The following is a 21295-nucleotide window of genomic DNA, read 5'->3' as shown; positions in this document are numbered from 1 at the left end:
GTTTATTTGGACCTGTTTTTTTTTGATTATTGGGGCTGGCTTTGGACGCGAAATGTGGTCTGACCCAAATAAATATAGCGTCCGGGAATTCGCTCGATTGCTCTCACGCTAAATTTCTCTTCTTGCTTTGTAGCCTCACCAAGAATCGAACTTGGATCTAAAGTTTAGGAAACTTCTATTCTATCCGTTGAACTATGAGGCCAATCACTAATGATGCAAAAGTATAAATTTTCAATAAGTAGCTCCTAATCCTCTTAACGAGTTTCGAAAAATTAAATTAATGTTTTTGGGTAATGCTTATTAAACTAAATTGTGGAAGCATAAGGTCTTTTTCAATTATCATCGTTCGCGCGTATCCGAGGAGATTTCGTTGGTCCCCCAAGCTCCAAAGTATGAAACTGAACCTAGGATTGTTTTTTGAAATTATCTGGGGATAATGGAGTGGAAAAAACTCAAGTGTCCGAGCGGAGCCGAGAATGGAAGTAGTCGGTAGTCTTTATTCAGTAGAAAAAATTGAAACTTTATTAAACCGTTGGTGTCCGGGCGGAACCGAGGACAAGATTATACGGTAGTCGTTAGTATATAGTAAATCTTCGTATTTAATACTGTACAGGTGTCGGAGACTGCCTATGTGCCTTTGGCAGGCAGGCGGAGCCGCGGACGGCTAAATATATAGGTTGGAGAAAAATATAAAACTTTTTCTTTTTAAGATTCTCAATCTTAACTTCGATTTCGATTTCGTTTTCTCCCGATGGCTCGGGATCGATTTCACCTTCCTCCCATCAACATCACCAAAAACAATCCATCCCCAAAACCCTCTCTTATTTTAATATAGGCAAGGCGCATTTGCGCTTCCACGGTTTTCACTGAAATATCAAGACTTTCTGCTATTTCCTGATATTTATGGCCTTGCATTTTTAATTTTAAAATCTCTTGGCATCGTGCGGGCAGGGTTTCGATTATTTTTTTTAATCTTTCAACTGCTTCACCTAATTCCTCTTCCGGTCGTTGTTCTTCTTCTTGTAAGGCATCTAACTTTAATTCTTCCAAAAGTGAGGCTTGTTTTTTCTTTTTCCGAAGGCCGTTTAAAAAAAGATTGTACCCCATTCTATATAAATAACTTTTTAGCGAGGTGCGGATTTCAATTTCGTTGCGTTTGTTCCAGAAATCCACGAAGGCGGCTTGCGCCAGTTCTTGTGCGGAATCCATATCGGGCGTAAAGCTTCTTAGGTAAGTACAAAGAGATGGATAATGACGGTCAAAGAAAACTTTAAAGGCTTGTTGGTCGCCTTGTTTTATTTGGGTTAATAACCGTTCATTTCCCATTGGTGCACATCAAAAAAATCGGGTACAATTTAAGATTATTAAAATTACTTAAAAAAACCTTAAGGGTAAACCTCTTGTTTTGCATCATAGAGATATAAAGACATAAAATAGATTTGAAAGACCTAATTATTAAATATTTGAACGATACCATTTCCGAAGCTGAAAAACTTCGGTTAATCGAATGGTTGCAAACCCCAAAAAACCAGGAAACCTTTAAGGAGTTTGTAAAAATCAATCATAAACTACAAAAACATTATACGAAAGTAGATACCGAAAAAGCATATCAAGAATTATTATTAAAAATCAAATCTTCTTCTCCGAAAGTCTCCAACAAGACCAGCGGAGTTAGAAAATTATATCCCATTTGGCTGAAATATGCCGCTGTGGTTGTGGGAGTGGCAATTATTGGATTAAGTGTTTTTTTACTCTCCCCAAATAAGGGCACTTATTCCGTCACTTCCGGAATCACTTTACAACTGGAGGATGGAAGTATTAAGGTTATCGACGAAAATACCGAGACTTTTATATTAGACGCTAAGGGTAATAAAATATCGGAGCAGAAACAGGATCAACTTGTCTATTCCGAAGAAATATCTGAACAAACCTTAGCCTATAACACTTTGAGTGTTCCCTACGGTAAAACTTTCAAGCTTTTACTATCAGACGGTTCGCAAGTTGTGCTGAATGCAGGATCCAAACTTAAGTTCCCCGTCAATTTCATTAAAGGAGAAGATAGAACTGTTTTTTTAAATGGCGAAGCTTATTTTGAGGTAGCTAAAGACACCGAACATCCATTTATGGTAAGCACTGAAGATATGGAGGTAAAGGTTTTGGGAACCCATTTTAATGTAAATTCCTATATAGAGGATCATAAGACCTATACTGTTTTGGTGGAGGGAAAGGTTATGGCTGAAAATAAACTCCTTTCAGATGACAGAATAATATTAGAGCCAAAAGAAAAGGTGTTTTTTGATGGCAACCAACTAAAGGTCGAGCCAGTAAAAGTTGACAAATATGTCGCTTGGGTGCAGGGCCAATTGGTTTTTGTGGATGATACTTTTGAAGTAATTAAAAATAAATTACAGCGAAAATTCAATGTAAAAATTAAAAACAATTATCCAGCGCTTAACAACATAAACATTACCGCCACTTTTACCAACGAAAGTATAGAAGATGTGCTTAAGACCTTTCAAACCTACATGGATTTTGACTGGACCCTAAAAGATGGAGTTGTGGTTATCAATAAGCCGAAGAAGTAAGTGATTCCATTTTTCTTTCCCCTACAGATAGTTATCGGGACTAAAGAAAGGAAAATTTGAAACGAAGAAAATTGCACCCATTAGGGCCGGGGAACGAATTTCGGAATGAAAATAAAAAAAGGAAGATGCGGCAACACCTTCCTCTTAAATAGTGATTTAACCTTATGTCTAACAAAGTAAAATCTTTACAAACTTATGAAAAATGAACCAATCCGGAATGTGCTCCTGTACATTTTCAACACCCATCATTTAAAGATGAAACTTACCTTAACCTTGTTCCTCTTCGCGCTTATACAGATGAACGCCTCAACAAGTTATGGACAGAACAATCGTGTATCTGTTGCGGTATCGGGGGTTCCCCTTACCCAAGTTTTTCAACTTATTGAAGATCAAACCGATTATCATTTCTTCTACAACAGTAACGAAATTGACGTTCGAGGAAAAATGGCCTTATCATTGGTCGATGAACCGCTTATCGATGCGCTGCAGGACCTTTTCAGAAATAGTAATATTTCCTTTCAAATTTTGGGGAATCAAATTGTTCTGAAAAAACAAAATAAATCTGAGGTTACCGAAGAGGTATCGATTGCAGAAGTTCAAAAAACAGTAACTGGAACAATAACCGACAAAACAGGAATGCCCCTCGCTGGCGTTACCGTCTTAATTGAAGGGACCAATAAGGGAACTGTCACCAATTTTGATGGGGAATATTCCATTGTCTTGGAAGATGATCAAAATGTTTTGGTTTTTTCTTCCTTAGGTTATAAAACCATCCGTTTTGAGGTGGGTGATAATTCAATCGTAAGTCTAGTGATGCAAGAAGATCTAAGTCAGTTGGATGAGGTTGTATTGATAGGTTATGGGGAACAAAAAAGAGAAGATGTTACAGGTGCTGTTTCCTCTGTAAAAACAGAAGAAGTGGTACAATCCGCAATTGGGAACATCGGTTTTGACCGTGCTCTTGGTGGCTTGGTCCAAGGAGTGCAAGTTTCACAAGGTAGTGGCCGTCCCGGTTCTCCTGTTCGATTGAACATTCGGGGAATTACCTCACCATTGTCCTCTAACGGAACTGGTCTAAACCAACCACTATATGTTATTAATGGAGTTCCTTTTAATATGGATGCAGTTGCCGGTGCAAATCCATTACTTACCCTAAATCCAAGCGATATTGAAAGCTTTGAAATATTAAAGGATGCCGCTGCTACTTCCATCTATGGATCGCGGGGTGCCAACGGAGTTATTATAATAGAAACCAAAAGAGGAAAAAGAGGCCAGAAGGCCACGGTAAACTTTTCCACTTCTACCACTTTAGCAAAACCCATTAACACCGTTAAGGTATTGAACGCCGCACAATATCGAGGCTTTTATGATCAGTTGGTGCGCAATAGTGTAGATGCTATAAATAATGGACAATTGGATCCTTTCTTTGTTTTCGATTTGCAGAACGTAGGAAATGTTGAATTGGACTACGATACCTTTATGGCAAGCTATGATGGTTTAAGAGAAGATTATTTTGGAAATGCCGATACCGATTGGAACAAATTAGTTTATCGAAATGTCGCCGTAACGGAGCAAGCTAATTTTAGCATAAACGGTGGTGGCAACAATAGCAACTATTCCTTAAGCTTAGCTGCCATTAATCAAGAAGGTCTTACCGTAAAGGATAAATTAAAACAATACACCCTTAGTACTTCATTGGACGCCGATGTTAACGACTATGTAAAGGTAGGTGGCTCTGTAAATGTTAGTCATGTCGAAGCCATTTCAGGTGAAGATTCTGGTATCGGTCAATATACCGTAAACACCTCTATTGCACGGGCCAGACCAGATCTTCCTGCTTATGATGAGTTCGGAAAATTGATGGGGCAACCAGATTATACCTATGGTTTTGAAACGTTGGAGCCAAATCCGTTGATGCGTCTTCAAAATAGAAACAACAACAAGACCTACAATTTTATTGGAAATACTTATTTGGAAGTGGAGCCGCTTCACAAATTGAAAGTAAAAGCGGATGTTAATGCCGCACTTTTCCACAACAACCACAGTATTTTTCAACCGAAAATAACCCAGACAGATTTTATCGTATTTCCAAACGATTCCTATTTGGACGAATCTACTGCTACGGTATCAAACGTTACCACAAACCTAACCGCAAATTACGATTTCGGTATTTCCGATCATCATTTTAATATAATGGTTGGAGGAGCCTGGGATCGAACCAATTATGATACTGCCAGTCAGTTTTTTGCAGGATTTCCAGATGATGAAATCTTGATAAATGCGTCATCTGCGGAATCGGTTTTGGGATATACCCACGACAGATTGGAAACAGGATTGAACTCCCTTTTCTCCCGATTGACCTACAAATATAAAAACCGATATAACGCCACCTTAAACTTTAGATCGGACGCTTCGTCAAAGTTTGGACCTGGGAACAAACGCGCCAATTTCCCTTCTCTTTCTTTGGGATGGAATATCAACAACGAAAGTTTCCTTGCCCAAAGTGAAAAAGTAAACAACTTAAAACTTCGCGCCAGTGCGGGTCGTGTAGGATCTACAAACGTGGGGGATTACTTCTACCTTCAGTTCTTCCAAACCACTGCAAGTGATATTTATAATGGAGCTTCAGCTATTGTTCCAAGTGATAATTTTCCAAATGAAAATATTGGATGGGAAACCACAGAAGAGATTAACCTCGGGTTGGATTTCGCCTTTTTTAATTCTAGATTACGCGGAAGTGTAGATGCTTATTCCAGAAAAACCAAGGATGCATTGGCTAAGTCGCCTTTGCCACTTGAATTGGGACCAAGAATATACTTTTCCAACTTAATGGATGTATCCAATAAAGGTGTGGAAGTGAGTATAGGTGGAGATATTATCAAAACAGAAGATTTCCTTTGGAGCGCGAATGTAAACTGGGCCTTCAACCGAAATAAACTCGATAAACTGAAGGGTACTTCCATCGATCCATTTCTATTGGATTATTTTGTGGAAGGACAGCCGGTAGGAACCATTAAAGGATATAAAGTAGTAAAGATTTTCCAAGACCAAGCCGAGGTCGATGCGCTTAACGATGCCGCCCCCAATGGTGTCTATGATCAATTTGCCACTGGTGCCGGTGATTATATGTATGAAGATATAAACGGAGATGGGGAAATTACTTCAGAAGATAGAACCATCATCGGAAATGTACAACCTGATTATTTTGGTGGGATTTCAAATACATTTAAGTACAAGGCATTCTCACTTACTGCCCTGCTTCAATATTCTGTTGGGGCGGAAGCTACTTGGGATCCTATCGCTATGGGAACCTTTAATGCCATTGGTGAAAATAAATACAGTGAATATGCCTTAAATACTTGGACTCCAGAAAATCCGGATGCCCGTTACGCACGTGCGGTTTATTTCGATCCTGCCGGAAGCGGTCGTATGTCCGACAGATATTTGTTTGATACTTCTTATTTACGTTTGAAAAGTCTTCAACTTTCCTATGATTTTGATTCCTATTTAATGGATAAACTGGGAATGAAGAGCGCAAAAATTATGTTGACCGCAAGTAATTTGATTACTTGGACCAAATGGCCAGGTATTGATCCTGAAACTCTTTCTGAAAGAGGTTCTATAACCGATCAAGTAAGTTCGGAAGATCCATATCCGCTGTCAAAGTCATTTTCAATTGGACTTCAATTTCAATTCTAAAAAACGAAAAAGATGAAAAAATATATAAATACATTTTCGAAACTATTCATTGTCGCACTCGCATTTTCAATAAGCGGTTGTAGTATCGACGATATAAAACCAATTGATAAATTAACCAGTGAAAACACAATTCGTGATGAGGCATCTGCCCAAGCCGTGCTTAATGGTGTTTACGATTTGGTGCGTGCAGATGAAGTTACCGCATATCCACTCTACTTAGCTGCTTTTGGAGATGAAGGTGTGATTACAGGAAGACTTGCAGGTGGCTCATCTTTTAACACCAATGAAGTTAATGTTGAAAACAGATATTTGGCAAACCTCTATAATGGCCAATATAAGATAATCAACGCTGCCAATTTCTTGATCCAAGAACTCGAAGCCGGGAAGGCAATTGATATTTCAGATGAACGTAAAGGTGAAATGATTTCTGAAGCCAAATTCCAAAGAGCTTTCGCCTATTTTAACTTGTTGCGATTTTTCGGGCAATATTATGATATGAATTCTGCCTACGGAGTTGTTTTAAGAACCGAATTTGCTACACGATTAGCAGCAGATCCAAGAAGTACAGTTCAGGAAACTTATAATTTGATTGTTAGCGATCTAGAATATGCCATGGAAAACGGCCCTTTATATGTGGAGCATTTTTACAGTGGAAGTCTGGCCGCAAAAGCATTATTGGCAAAAGTAAAACTATACACTGGTGAATATGGCGAATCCGCTAGATTGGCTGAGGAGGTAATTTATAATGGTGAAGGTTATGAATTAGAGGCAAGCTATTCCGATATTTTTGCCAACCAATACAATTCTTCCGAAGTAATTTTTGCGCATTATGCAGGTCCGGGAGCTGAAGGTGGCTCAAATATGTATCAAATAAGCAATACTTCATACAGTGAGTATTTGCGTGGACTTGCTGATGAACAAGTGGAAGGTACAGGAAGTTTAAGCGGAAATGGATCCAATTACGATCCAAGATTCAGCTATGCTTATTCTGCAACTACCAAAGGTGTAAACCAACAGGGAAAATATCCTTTTGCTTCCAATCTGTCATCTCCAAACAACACTACCTACTTTTTACGAATGGCAGAAATGTATTTGATACACGCCGAGGCCGTTGTTCGTTCTGGCGGCGATACTTCCTTAGCATTGGAAAGTTTGAATACAATTCGCGAAAGAGCGGAATTAGAGGACAAAACATTTTCAGATGTGCCTACTTTATTGGAGGATATTCGTCAAGAAAAACTATTGGAACTTTTCTACGAAAATGGGGAACCACTTTACGATTTGGTGCGCTATGATATTCTGGGAAATCTGGATGCCTCAACAATTAAACCTACTATGAATACTAAGGATGTATATATTCTTCCTATTCCTTCAGAGGTTATAATAGGGAATAATAAAGTAGTTCAAAATCCTGGATATTAAGGAAATTTTTTTCCCAACCCTAAAGGGTGGAAAATTTCCAGAATCTCCCTGCTCCCTTTAGGGCCGGGGTATTAAAACCTTGCGCCGAGGCAACAGGATTTTAAAGTTTAATAACAACTAAAAAACACTTCAAAATGAAAAATATAATTTTAATTGCCATCATTTGTCTTTTTGCTGCTTGTAAGCAAGAACAACCGCCGAAGGATTACGCTGTAATTCACGGAAAGATCACAAATCCTACAGAAAATACTCCACTTCGACTTTACGATCCAGTAACATCGGAATCTATCTTAATTGAAGTCGCTGAAGATGGTACTTATAGTGATACATTAAGGCTAAAAGAACCAGCATATTTTAATGCCGTCTATAATAATGTTTTTAGCTTCTACCTAGCTAATGATATGGATGTTGAACTAAACTTCGACGGTAACAAAATTTCTGAAACCATTACTTATTCGGGGAAGGGTGCTGCGGAAAATGAATTTCTAAAGTATAAATCCAAAAGAACTGGTGAACTAATGGGAGAGGATTATAAAGAATATCTTGGTCTAGATCAGGATGCTTTTGATTCAAGAACTTCTGCATATTCAAAGGATCTTTTGGATAAACTGGAAGATAAAAATTCAGATTATACCCAGGCTTTTATTGCTTCTGAAAAGGAGAATTTAGATCAATTTAAAAAAGATATCCAAGCGCAGCACGAGGAGCAATTGAAGATAAATAAAGTTTTAAGTCCGGGTTTGCCTTCTCCTGAATTTACCGATTATGTAAATTACAAGGGCGGAACCAGTTCTCTTTCAGATTTTAAAGGAAAGTACGTTTATATCGATGTTTGGGCCACTTGGTGTATTCCTTGTATTTATGAAATGCCTTATTTGATTGATATTGAAAAGGAATATGAAGGAAAAAACATTGAGTTTATCGGACTTTCAATCGACAGAAAAAAGGACGAAGACAAATGGCGCAAAATGATAGTTGATAAGGGATTGTTGGGAACCCAGCTTTTGGCGGATAATGAAATAGATTCGGAGTTTGTTCGTGATTATTTTATCCAGGGAATTCCACGGTTTATTCTTTTGGATCCAGAGGGAAATATTGTTAGTTATGATGCTCCGCGTCCATCCGAACCAAGATTGAAGGAATTGTTTACCTCATTGAATATTTAGTTTTTTTTGATTTGTTTTTAGTTGGTTAATTATGCTTCTCTGAAACTGTTCCTTAATTGTTTTTCGGAAAGCTGGAATTAGGGCCTGAGAATTTTTTACTTTCGATGGCCCTTTTTTAAAATCAACTTATATTCCAAATGTCACCGTTATAAACCCTAAGCCTGTTATAGTCAGGATTAAATTAATTTTATATGAAATATAAATTTCCAATTAAAGCTCTTTTTGTTCTCTTTGTGGCCATTCTATCCCAGTCGGTTATTGGCCAGATCAATTCAAAATTTGAAAAAATAAAGACCTTGGAGGGGGTTGAGGAATATCTCTATACTCCCAATGGTCTAAAAATACTTTTGGTGCAGGACAATGCTGCCCCGGTAGTGACGGTTCAAATGGTTTATAATGTTGGCTCTAAATACGAAGTTCCGGGAAACACGGGCTCTACACACTTATTGGAGCATTTAATGTTTAAGGGTACTGAGAAATTCAATAAGAGCAAAGGCACTTCTATCGATACCGAGCTTACTCGCTATGGCGCACAAATGAATGCCACTACTTGGAACGATCGCACCAATTACTACGAAACCATTCCTTCCGATAAAATTGAACTTGCATTGGAAATTGAAGCGGATAGAATGCGAAACCTACTGCTTTTAAAGGAAGATAAGGAAGCAGAAATGACCGTGGTTCGAAATGAATTTGAGCGCGGCGAAAACAATCCACATTCTCTTTTGTCTAAGGAAATTTGGGCCACCGCTTATATGGCGCATGGCTATCACCATTCAACAATAGGATGGAAATCGGATATTGAAAATATGCCGATGAAAGTACTGCGTGATTTTTATGATACTTATTATTGGCCCAACAATGCTTGGCTAACTGTGGTAGGTGATTTCCAAAAGGAAAGTCTGTTTAAAATGGTAGATACCTATTTTGGAAAAATCTCTAAATCCGGCCACGAAATTCCCCAACCTTATACCGAGGAACCACCACAAAATGGTCCTCGTAAAATTATCGTAAAAAAGCCGGGTGAAACTAGCGTTATCAGCGTGGCTTACAAAATTCCTGGAGCTTTGGATGCGGATATTCCTGCCTTGGTAGTATTGGCCGAAGCGTTGGGAAGCGGTCCATCTTCAGTACTCAATAAGGAATTTGTAGACACAGGATTGACTTATTACGCTTTTGCTTCAGCTTCGCAATTTGCCGAAAATGGATTATTTACTATTAGTGTAGGCTTCGATCCTTCAAAAAATGCAGAAGAAATGAATTCCAAACTTCTGGAAACTGTTGAGAAAGTTAAAAAAGAAGGTGTAAATCAAGCAGATATTGATAGAATCGTAGCAAATCTCAATGCCCAAACCATTTTAGGACGCGATGGTTCTGGAAGTATTGCTTCGGAATTAACTGAATATATCGCTGGTGGCGATTGGACGGAATATATTAATGAAAGCAAGAAACTTTCAAAAGTAACCGCTGCCGATGTAGCTCGGGTTGCCAATAAATATTTGGTAAAAGATCAAAGCACAACAGGTTATTTTATTCCAAAAAAGTCAGGTTCCAATTCTGAAACGGCTGAAGAAGCTGCAAAACGTCAAGTGGAAATGGATGGAAAGTATTTCTTCAGAAATCCTAAAATGTTTGGTAATGGTAGCACAGCTGTAAATTCAGAATTAGATGATGAAATTCTATCTGGGAATATTCTCTCAAATGATGAATTCCACAGAAAAAATGTTGCGGGGATTGATGTAATTACAAAGAAAACGGGAGCCAAAGGTTTTATTACCGTAGCAGCAAGTTTTCCAATAACCAACTTTTACGACGGGAAAGTGAATGAAATGGTTCCCACGCTTACCACTGCAATGTTAAGCAAGGGAACGACCAAGAACGATAAAATCCAGTTTTCACAAAAATTGGAGAAGTTGGGAGTAGATATTTATGTAAGCTCAGACCACGACAATGTTACCATCAGTTTTCAATGTCTTTCCAAGGATTTGGATACAGTAGTTTCATTATTGGCAGAAGAACTTCGTTATCCCCTTTTTGATCAGAAGGAATTTGATCTTCTGAAAACCCAGTTTATCGGAAATATGCAAAATGGACTTTCCGATCCTGGCACACGAGGCAAAATTGCTCTTAGTCAAGCTCTTTATCCAGCTGGGCATCCTAATTATTCAAAATCTATTGAGGATGTAATTGCCGATATCAAAAATGCAAAATTAGAGGACTTAAAGGCCTTTCATCAAAAATTCTTCGGACCTGCCGATATGCATTTGGTGGCTGTGGGCGATGTAAATGACAAAGATCTGTATAAGGCTATTGATAAAAGTTTTGAAAACTGGAAAGGTGGCGTAAAGCGAACCTTAAAAAAGTATGAAGTTCAAAAAGGGGATACTCGTACTCAAATTGTAACCATTCCCGAAAAACCGAGCGCTGAGCTTTATATTGGTCAATATACCGGCATTCAAAGAATGGATAAAGATTATCTTCCGTTTTATGTGGGAAACAGTATTCTGGGCGGTGGATTTTCAGGTAGATTAATGCTTACAGTTAGGGATGAACAAGGATTGACGTATGGTATTTATAGCCGTCATGATGGACAGACTTACACAGGTGGTTATTGGTTAATCAATGCTTCTTTCGCGCCGGAATTGTTTGCCAAAGGAAAAAAGGCAACTTTGGTTGAATTGGAAAAATGGTATAAAAACGGAATTACCGCCGAAGAGCTGAAGGATAAGAAATCGAACTTAATTGGGAGTTTTAAAATAGGATTGGCAACTACTTCGGGAATGGCCAGGAATATCCTTTCTGTAGTAGAACGAGGTGAGGATCCCGATTATATAAACCAATATCCCAAAGATTTGGAAGCTATAACTGTGGACCAAGTAAATGCCGCCATTAAAAAATATCTCGATCTGGATAAATTGATAATTATTGAATCAGGTTCCTTGGACCAAAATGGAGAGCCTTTGAAATAAGGTAAACCAACTGATTTTATTTTGGTAATATAATTAACTATTGTCAGTCTGAGCCTGTCGAAGACCATTCCACAGCTGCACTTCGACAAGCTCGGCGTGACAACAGTTTTATAGGGTAACCGTGTCAGTCTGAGCCTGTCGAAGACCTTTGCTCGAGGCGCTTCGACCGGCTCAACGTGACAATGATTTCAGTAAGAAGACCTCTTTCGATTTCGATTTCCTTTAGACTTGCAAAAGATTATTTTTATAAATTAATTTTTGATTGAGAGAGGGAAGTTCAGGTACACTATTTACGATTTCCAGAAGTTTGATTCTACAAATCGATACGGACCTTAACTTCCCCATCGATTTCGATTTCGATTTCGATTTCGATTTCGATTTCCCTCCTTTCCTCCCACTAGGACTTTACTCTCTATAGAGATATAATATTTTTATAAAGAACATAGCTGAAAAATCATTTCTCCGTAAATTTGAGAGTATATGATAGCAGCAATAACATTGTTTTTGGTGGTAGCTCTTTCGGCATTGATTACAAAAGTGGCGACCATAGCTCTTATACATACGGGTTTATCTACTCAAAGCGCAAAATTTCAGTCCCGGTCCGCATACACGGGAGCAGGTTTTACAACCTCGGAGTCTGAAAAAATAATGAACCATCCCGTAAGGCGGAAAATAATCTTTACATTGATGCTGGTGGGAAACGCCGGAATTGTTACGGTTATGTCTTCCTTGATCCTGACTTTTGTTCTACCCGATACAGTTTCTTCAAAATTATATGGATTGCTTATAGTAATTGTAGGAATGAGTTTTCTATGGTGGGCCATAAAAAGTGAATGGGTAGATCGCGGACTTTCAAAGATTATAAGTAGGATGCTTAAAAAGTACGCAAATTTGGATGTTTTGGATTATGCCGCTGTTCTTCATTTAAAGGATGATTACAAGGTTAGCGAAAAAAGGATAAGCGAAGATGATTGGATGGCTAACAAAACCTTAAGAGAATTAAATTTACGCCACGAGGGAATATCCATATTAGGAATTGATAGGAAGGGTCGGGACTATATTGGTTCACCCACAGGAAGTTTTGACATTCTTCCGGACGATGTGGTGACGATTTACGGCAAGGCCGAGGTCATTAAAAATATTTTTTCCCGAAAAAATGATTTTAAGGCGGCCGTTTCCCATGAAGAGTTTGTAAAAAGAGAAGATAAGCGAATTGAAGATCAGGAAGAACGGAATGATTTGGATGAAAAGGATTTGTAATCAAAATTCTAATAATTCTATCTTCTAAAAATTCTAAATTATTTTTTATACAAAGTTTTCCCAAATACAATTCCGGAAAATATATTGTCTAATAATTTTGCAAAAAACTTAAACGATGAAAGCAAAGCAAAATTTATTTCTCTTATTCCTGATTCCCCTATTTGCGATAGGCCAAACTCCAAAAGCAGCGTACCAATTATCTACCCATATTCTAGATGTTTCTGCTGGCTTGCCCGCGGCGGAAGTGTTGATAAAACTTGAGAAGTTAAATCCACAAACCAAAAAATGGGAGTTTGTTTCAGAAAAGAAGACTTCTGAAAATGGCCGGGTAAACGATTTTCTTCCTTCGGAAAACAACAATGAGGGAATCTACAGATTCACTTTTATGGTAGAAGATTATTTTAAAGGAAAAAACGAGGAAACTTTCTATCCTTTCGTTGAAGTTGCTTTTAAGATTTCGGGGAAAGAACATTACCACGTTCCCATCACATTATCTGCCTATGGATATTCAACGTATCGTGGCAGTTGATTTCGAAAATTGAATTGCAATTTAATTAAATGGCACCAAAGCTTACCAATCCCGTTCTTTATTTAATGAGTACTTCGGCCGGACTGGTTGTAGCCAACTTGTACTATAACCAACCCTTGCTAAATCAAATTGCAAGTACTTTTGGAGTTTCGGAATCTGCGGTGAGCAATGTTGCGCTTAGTACCCAACTTGGATATGCATTCGGATTATTATTAATAATTCCACTTGGAGATAAAGCTTCAAATCATAAAATCCTGAAATGGGATTTCCTTTTGATCGTGGTTTCACTCTTGGCGGCGGCACTTTCAAAGTCCTTGATACTTTTGATTGTCAGTAGTTTTTTTATCGGCTTCAGTTCCTCCCTTCCCCAATTATTTGTGCCAATGGCCGCTCAATTAAGCGATGAAAAGGGAAGAGGCCGTGCTATCGGAATTGTTATGAGTGGGTTGCTCATAGGCATTTTAGGAAGCAGGGTAATCAGTGGATTTATTGGAGAGCAATTTGGATGGCGAACGATGTAGTATGCTGCCTCTGTGGTAATGGCCTTATTGTTTTTCATACTTCATTATAAACTGCCCAAATTAAGGCCTCACTTCCCTGGAAGTTACGGCAGTTTGCTGAAATCTATTTGGCACTACTTTAAAACCGAACCCGCTCTTCGCGTGGCATCTCTCCGTGGAGCACTCGGTTTTGCGGGCTTAAGTGCATTTTGGACGACTTTGGTATTTCTAATGGAGGATAATTTTGGATACGGAAGTACTGCAGCTGGTCTCTTTGGTCTGTTCGGAATTGCCGGTGCTTTAGGGGCCACCGTGGTAGGAAAACTCAATGATAAAATAAAAAAGAATAAAATAATTGTCTTGGCCACCCTTTTAATGATTGTATCTTGGATAATCTTTCTCTTTTCAACCTATTCGCTTATTGGTTTGATTGTCGGAGTGATATTGGTAGACCTGGGCTTGCAAGGTCTTCATATTACCAACCAAAATATTATTTTCTCCAAAAATCCTGAGGGGCGCAACCGTGTAAATACGGTTTATATGGTTTCCTTTTTTATTGGAGGTGCAATTGGGACTACTCTTGGTGCTTATGCGTGGGAAAATTTTCATTGGGTAGGAGTATCGATGTTGGGACTTGTACTTTCGGTACTTATTCTAATAGTACATCTCCTTTTTCGGCGTATATAATTTCAAATAAGAGTTGCACAAAACCTATTTTGGCGCGCTTTCTGCATTAACTGTTATCGGAAAAAAAACCTTGGGTTTAATTTAGGATTTTCATAGGATTCTTTATGATTTCAAACCCTTAGTTTTCGAGTGTAATATTCTTTAATGGAATATTCCGAATTAATAATAAAAATAACCTCATATGAAAATTCATTTTATCGCTTTCGTTTTAGTAGCCTTTGCCCTTGGCAGCTGTACATCTACCAAAAATACCGTGTCAACTGAACCCACAGGACCCATGATTGATCAAAACACCCCATTTGTTAAGATTCCAACGGAAACTTTCTGGAAACTAGAAACTTTGGAAGGAAAGGACGTCTCTTCTTTTAAAAGAGATGGTCAGGAGGTTGGATTTACCATGTTTGCAGATAACAAGAGAATCTCTGGATATGCCGGATGCAATAGCTTTTTTGGAACTTACAAAATGGAGCCGGGAAATCGTATTAGTTTTTCAGAAATTGGTGCCACCAAAATGATGTGTCCAGACGAAGACTTTAATGAAAATGATTTTCTGGAAGTTTTTGGATTAGCCGATAACTACACGCTGAGAGGCAACAGATTGGAGTTAAATGTGGGAAGAAGAGCACCCTTGGCTGTTTTTGTAAGCACAGCTATTCCATTAAATCCCGTGGTTAAAAAACATTGGAAATTAAAAACCTTAGATGGTAAAAAGGTGAAAATGGAAAAAAATCAAAAGGACGATATTTTCTTCACGCTAAATCCACAAGATAATACAGTAACTGGCTTTGCGGGATGTAATACCTTTGGAGGGAATTATGAATTGAAAGAGGATAATAAAATCTATTTTTCAAAAATAATTTCCACCCTGATGGCTTGTCCCGATCTTCAATTTAATGAATGGGAATATTTAAAGGTTTTTGAAAATGCCAATACGTACCGTATTCGTGGCAAAAAACTCGAAATCTTGGGCAGTGACAACACGCCTTTAGCTGTATTTGAAGAGGTCGATTAGTCGTAAGAAGTTTTTAACCTTTGAAGAATATTAAACCAATTTCTGTTTTGTTAACCGGAGCTTCCGGCACGGTAGGTTACGAGGTATTAAAACAGTTGATGGATTTTCCGAATGTGAATCTTTCTGTTTTCGATAAGAAATATCCTGGTTCCATTAAGAAATTGGAACCTTTCGGAAAAAGAATAAACTTGGTGTATGGAGACATAACTAATTCTGAATCCATTGAGAAAATAGCCGCCAACCAAGATTATATAATCCACTTGGCGGCAATAATTCCACCGGTAGCTGATGATTTTCCTGAAACTGCACGCTTAGTAAATATTGAGGGTACGCGGAATTTGGTGAAACAATTGGAAAAAAGTTCTCCTAACTGTTTTTTTATCTATAGTTCGTCTATTTCAGTTTATGGAGATAGGTTGAGGGATCCCTATATATCTGTTGGAGATCCGTTAAAACCAAGTCCGGGAGATGAGTATGCAGTTACTAAAATTGAAGCAGAGAAGATAATAGAAAACAGTTCATTGGATTGGACTATTTTTCGTTTGGCTGCGATTATGGGCGGACATAAAATGTCCAAATTAATGTTTCACCAACCTTTGGACACGTCTTTGGAGATTGCCACTCCCCAAGATACGGCAAGAGCTTTTGTCAATGCGATTTTTAAGCGGGAACAACTTTCAAAACGAATATTCAATCTCGGTGGTGGCGAATCTTGCCGGATAGATTATAAAGGTTTTTTAGAACGCTCGTTTGAAATTTTTGGGCTTGGCAAAATGGATTTTCCCGAGAGGGCTTTTGCAGAACAAAATTTTCATTGTGGGTTTTATAAGGATGGAGACGACCTGGAGAATATTCTTCATTTTAGAAATCATTCTTTGCATCATTATTTTGAAATTGAAAGAAAGAAATTTTCTCCTTTAAAAAGGTTTGGAGCATCCATTTTGCGAAAACCCATTAAATATTATCTTTCAAAACAATCTGAACCATTGATGGCCCTGCGAAAGAATGACGAGAAAATGAAACAACAATTTTTCTCTAAATAAAATAAATCAAAAGTCATGTTCCGTGTACTAAGTATTTCAATAGTTTTAATAGGAATAGGTTTCAATATGAATGCACAGGTATGGAAAACGCCCACAATTGAGGGATATGGTCGAATTATGGAGTTTGAAGATGTGGCAATAAAACCAGATTCTACAAAGGAATATAAGGTTTTGTTCCATATTACTTCAGATAAGGAAAGAGAAGGGGTAAATGCTTCTCTTTGGAAAATGGCGCGCCTTATTAACCTGTTGGAAGATAGTGGAGTGCCGAAGAGGAATATTCATTTAGTTGGTGTTATCAGCGGAGCTGCAACCCCGATTACTTTGAGTGAAGAATCTTATTTTAAAAAATTGCATAAATCCAATCCCAATTTGGATTTGATGAAAAAGCTCACGGATTATAAAGTAATAATCCATCTTTGTGGTCAAGCTGCCGCTAAGAATGATGTGGATCCCAAGACTGATCTAAACCCTTATACAAAGCTTACGCTTTCTGCATTAATCGATATTCCCACATACCAAATGCAGGGATATGTGGTTATGTTTTAATCATTTTTTTAACTCCAAATTTTAATCTTAATAAATGAATTACCTCTTCCTATTCTTAACCGTATTTTTGTTTCATTCGTCTTCTGAAAATAAGGAGCTTACAATCACCATTAGCAATATTAAAAATATCGAAGGTGAATTGGTACTAGGTCTTTATAATAATGGTGATCGTTTTTTAGAAGCCGGTGAAGCTTATAAAACGATCTCGAGAAAGGTTGAGAGTAGTTCTGAGGTAATTGTTATAAAGAATCTACCTCTGGGCACTTACGCTGTTTCTTTGTATCATGATAAGAATTCCAACGGAAAATGCGACCGAAATTTTGTTGGTATTCCAAAGGAGCCTTATGGATTCTCGAATAACTTTAAACCAAAATTTTCCGCTCCTAAATTTGAAGATTGCAAGTTCGAGTTCTCTTCCAATCAAAATCTGCAGATTTCTCTGGTTCACTAAAATTTTATTTCTAAGGGAATGCCATTATTCACAAGGCTTTGCATTTCTCAACTTGTCAAGCCGAGTTAAAAATCGTACCTTTGCAGAATTATTATGGAAAAAATCTTATTGGATTTGCATTGACATTTCACTCGAAATCAAATCCAATTTAAAGTCTCTTTTTAGACTTTTCCTGTCGCTCTCCGCGACGAACCTACATTTTAAATTTAATAACATCACATCTTCTATTTGAACGATGCACACTATAAATTTTATATAACTTATGAAGAAGAAATTGACGAAGAAGAAACGTATTGGTATTATTGGTGCGGGCCCAAGTGGACTTGCACAAATTAGAGCTTTCGAAGCGCTACAAAATCAGGGAGAGGATATTCCTGAAATTGTCTGTTTTGAAAAACAGAGCAATTGGGGTGGAATGTGGAACTATTCCTGGCGAACCGGAGTTGGAAAGTATGGCGAACCCACTCACGGAAGTATGTACAAATACCTCTGGTCCAACGGACCAAAAGAATGTTTGGAATTTTCGGATTACTCCTTTGATGAGCATTTTAAAAAACCTATTTCCTCCTATCCCCCTAGACCTGTATTATTCGATTATATACAGGGAAGAATCAAGAAAAGCAAGGCTCGAGATTATATTCGCTTCGACACTACTGCGCGTTGGGTAAGCTTTGATGAGAAAGCCAAAAAATTTACCGTCATTCTAGACGATCTAAAGATTGACAAAACATACTCGGAAGAATTTGATTACTTGGTGGTAGCATCAGGACATTTTTCCACTCCCAATATGCCTTATTTTAAGGGAATTGAAAACTTCCCCGGAGCAGTAATCCACGCGCACGATTTTAAAGGAGCAGACCAGTTTAAAGATCAAAATCTTCTGTTGATTGGCAGTAGTTATTCTGCAGAAGATATCGGCGTACAATGCTATAAACACGGCGCGAATTCGGTAACGTTGAGCTATAGAAGTAATCCCATTGGCGTAGAATGGCCAGAAGGAATAAAGGAATTGCCTTTGGTGACACATTTTGAGGATGACAAAGCTTTTTTTAAAAATGGTACTACCGAAAGATTCGATGCTGTTATAATGTGTACGGGCTACCAACATAAATTTCCGTTTTTACCAGATGAATTGAGACTAAAAACCAAAAACAACTTATATCCTGATCATCTTTATAAGGGTATATTTTTTAATAAGCTTCCTCAACTAATTTATCTTGGAATGCAGGATCAATATTACACCTTCAATATGTTTGACACCCAAGCTTGGGTTGCTAGGGACTATATGATTGGTCGTCTCCAAATACCTGAAGAAGCTGAACGAAAACTTGATATCGATAAATGGTTGGAGGCAAATGATAAATTGGAAACTGGATTTGATGATGTTGATTTTCAATCTGAATACATTAAGGACCTTTTATCCATATCAGATTATCCTCACTTCAATGTGGATGAAGTAGGAGAAATGTTTAAATCTTGGCTTAAGGATAAGGAAGAAGACATTCTTACATATCGTGATAAAACCTATCAAAGTGTTGTAACGGGTACAATGGCCGCAGAGCATCATACGGAATGGATGGACGAATTAGATGATAGTAAGGAACGTTATTTGTATGAGCCCGAGGAAGAAGATATTTTATCTGAAACTTTATAAAGCAGCCCGAATTTCTAAATATTCATAGCCGTCACAATTCCGTAGACGGCTTTTTATGTAAAATCGGTGATTGCGATAATTTAATATTGAGTGTTAAAACTAAAATGTGGATTCAGAAAAATTCCAATTTATCCTGACATTCTTTTTGGTCGAAAATTTCATAAAAATTACTTTTTTAGTCTTAGAGAATGTCTTTGAGGGATTTTTTTTTTAAATTCTTTTTAAAGCATCCTTCTGTTTTTCTCATTTAATCTCATTTTAATTAATCGAAAACCAATTTTTTTGACAATTGAGAGAATAATTGAGCCTCTCACCCGTAATATTATAAAAATATTTTATTTGCTTCGTGAAAAAAGGAAATAGCCCATTTTATTGTGAGATTGAAATTAAATTATATATTTGGTGTGTACTAACTTAAAACATTGAATACAATGAAAAAAATTACATTTCTATTAGGGGGTCTAATTGCTTCTATTGGAGTAGCCAACGCCCAACACGTGCAATTGCCAGCGGCATACAGCAATCCTGTTTCCGTGCTTGAGCAAGATATGTCCATTCAACCCACAGATGCTTCCGTGGCGGTAAATTTGAATGGGACAATTCCTTATACAGCAACCTATGGCAACAGAGGAAACAATGCTGATCCACTTATTGTAAGTACAGGTCCATATTTTAACGTAGCTGGTACGGGTGGCGGTCCGGATAAGAGCTATTTGGAAGACGCTAGCCTTGGTATGGGTACTTATGGTGCTGGAGCACAAATTGCATCCGGAAACAGTGTAGCCGATGATTTTGTGTTAACCGCAACTTATAATATAACGTCCATTGATGTTTATTCCTACCAGACTGGAAGTACTCCACCAAGTATTACAGGTGTTTATATGCAGGTTTGGGACGGTGATCCGAGTGGCGGTGGTTCGATCGTTTGGGGCGATATGGATACAAATATTTTAATCGGTGCCGAAAGCGCAAATGCTCTCCGAGTATTGGAAAGTGGAAACACCTCTAGTATGGACAGGCAAATACAGAGAGTTACAGCTGACACTGATGGCTTAACTCTTGATCCTGGAACATATTGGGTGGAGTACAGTTTTGAAGGATCTGGTTCATCAGGACCTTGGGCTCCTCCAGTTGTAATATTGGGTGAGGCCACAACCGGAAATGCAATGCAGAATTTATCTCAAACCACAGGATGGCAAGCTTTATTGGATGGAGGAACCAATACGCCTCAAGGTGTCCCTGTTGATATTTATGGAACCGAAGTTGTGAGCGTTGCAGATAATGCTCTTGCAGGTTTTTCATTTTTCCCCAATCCTACAAGTGATGTGCTTAACCTAGGTGCTCAAAAAAACATAGAGTCTGTATCTCTATTTAATCTTTTGGGCCAAAAAGTTATGACCGTAAAAGTTGATGCAACTACATCTTCCATCAACTTAGGAAGTCTTGCCACAGGAACTTACGTAATGCAAGTTACAGTGCAAGGACAAACAGGAACCTACAAAGTGACTAAGAAGTAATTCTAATAAAATCTTTAATAAAGAAGCCGTCCCAAAAAGGGCGGCTTTTTTTATTAAAGATATCCGTTTTCGGTTGCTTTTCGTAAAAATCCTTTCAAAGGCATACTTATATTTTTCTGATTTAACCTTGTTTTAATTAATTAAACTTTATGGTAATCGAAAGATTTATTGCATCTCTATATCCTAACACCGAATAATGTTTATTGCTGGACAATTAAATTTAAGTTCTATGTTTGATTCTTAATTGGTTAA

At 37.8% G+C, this 21295-nt stretch carries 14 protein-coding genes, 1 tRNA gene and 1 pseudogene; 14 read left to right on the top strand and 2 right to left on the bottom strand.

All coding sequences use genetic code 11. The features are described from left to right. Nucleotides 1–130: 130 nt before the first annotated feature. Nucleotides 131–202: transfer RNA gene (locus tag EI546_RS10090), tRNA-Arg, on the bottom strand. A 566-nt stretch (nt 203–768) separates the two neighbouring features. Continuing rightward, complete coding sequence (locus tag EI546_RS10085) at nt 769–1326, bottom strand: RNA polymerase sigma factor (RefSeq protein ID WP_128250424.1); 558 nt, start codon at nt 1324–1326, stop codon at nt 769–771. 113 nt (nt 1327–1439) lie between these two features. Here EI546_RS10085 and EI546_RS10080 point away from each other — a divergent pair, with 113 nt between their 5' ends. From EI546_RS10080 to EI546_RS10015, 14 genes and pseudogenes are all read left to right on the top strand, one after another. Next, complete coding sequence (locus EI546_RS10080) at nt 1440–2585, top strand: FecR family protein (RefSeq protein WP_128250423.1); 1146 nt, start codon at nt 1440–1442, stop codon at nt 2583–2585. A gap of 195 nt (nt 2586–2780) precedes the next feature. Continuing rightward, complete coding sequence (locus EI546_RS10075; RefSeq protein ID WP_128250422.1) at nt 2781–6284, top strand: TonB-dependent receptor; 3504 nt, start codon at nt 2781–2783, stop codon at nt 6282–6284. A 12-nt stretch (nt 6285–6296) separates the two neighbouring features. Then, nucleotides 6297–7706, top strand: a complete 1410-nt coding sequence (locus EI546_RS10070) for a RagB/SusD family nutrient uptake outer membrane protein (protein WP_128250421.1) — start codon at nt 6297–6299, stop codon at nt 7704–7706. A gap of 134 nt (nt 7707–7840) precedes the next feature. Beyond that, a complete protein-coding gene (locus tag EI546_RS10065) occupies nt 7841–8872 on the top strand; it encodes a TlpA family protein disulfide reductase (RefSeq protein ID WP_128250420.1) in 1032 nt (343 codons plus the stop codon). Nucleotides 8873–9063: 191 nt separating this feature from the next. Beyond that, on the top strand, nt 9064–11841 hold the full coding sequence (locus EI546_RS10060; protein ID WP_128250419.1) for a M16 family metallopeptidase: 2778 nt from the start codon (nt 9064–9066) through the stop codon (nt 11839–11841). Between the two features lie 480 nt (nt 11842–12321). Beyond that, entirely contained in the window at nt 12322–13101 is a 780-nt protein-coding gene (locus EI546_RS10055) for a cation:proton antiporter regulatory subunit (protein ID WP_128250418.1), read from the top strand. 115 nt (nt 13102–13216) lie between these two features. Next, nucleotides 13217–13630: a hydroxyisourate hydrolase gene (gene uraH / locus EI546_RS10050; RefSeq protein WP_128250417.1), complete on the top strand. Its 414-nt coding sequence runs from the start codon at nt 13217–13219 to the stop codon at nt 13628–13630. A gap of 29 nt (nt 13631–13659) precedes the next feature. After that, nucleotides 13660–14817, top strand: a pseudogene (locus tag EI546_RS10045) (MFS transporter). Between the two features lie 181 nt (nt 14818–14998). Beyond that, nucleotides 14999–15829, top strand: coding sequence for an META domain-containing protein (locus tag EI546_RS10040; protein ID WP_128250416.1), 831 nt, complete (start codon nt 14999–15001; stop codon nt 15827–15829). Nucleotides 15830–15849: 20 nt separating this feature from the next. Continuing rightward, nucleotides 15850–16872, top strand: coding sequence for an NAD-dependent epimerase/dehydratase family protein (locus EI546_RS10035; RefSeq protein ID WP_240673094.1), 1023 nt, complete (start codon nt 15850–15852; stop codon nt 16870–16872). 15 nt (nt 16873–16887) lie between these two features. After that, nucleotides 16888–17421: a DsrE family protein gene (locus EI546_RS10030; RefSeq protein WP_128250415.1), complete on the top strand. Its 534-nt coding sequence runs from the start codon at nt 16888–16890 to the stop codon at nt 17419–17421. A 34-nt stretch (nt 17422–17455) separates the two neighbouring features. Next, nucleotides 17456–17872 (top strand): DUF2141 domain-containing protein, encoded by a 417-nt coding sequence (locus tag EI546_RS10025; RefSeq protein ID WP_128250414.1) that lies wholly within the window; start codon nt 17456–17458, stop codon nt 17870–17872. Nucleotides 17873–18134: 262 nt separating this feature from the next. Then, nucleotides 18135–19526 (top strand): NAD(P)-binding domain-containing protein, encoded by a 1392-nt coding sequence (locus EI546_RS10020; RefSeq protein WP_128250413.1) that lies wholly within the window; start codon nt 18135–18137, stop codon nt 19524–19526. A gap of 431 nt (nt 19527–19957) precedes the next feature. Then, entirely contained in the window at nt 19958–21043 is a 1086-nt protein-coding gene (locus tag EI546_RS10015; RefSeq protein WP_128250412.1) for a T9SS type A sorting domain-containing protein, read from the top strand. The last annotated feature ends 252 nt before the right edge of the window (nt 21044–21295 follow it).

Origin of the sequence: Aequorivita sp. H23M31, from assembly GCF_004022485.1 — a bacterium.
Taxonomy (GTDB): domain Bacteria; phylum Bacteroidota; class Bacteroidia; order Flavobacteriales; family Flavobacteriaceae; genus Aequorivita; species Aequorivita ciconiae.
Note: the sequence above shows the minus strand (reverse complement) of the source record. Positions and strands in the feature narration are given on the sequence as shown.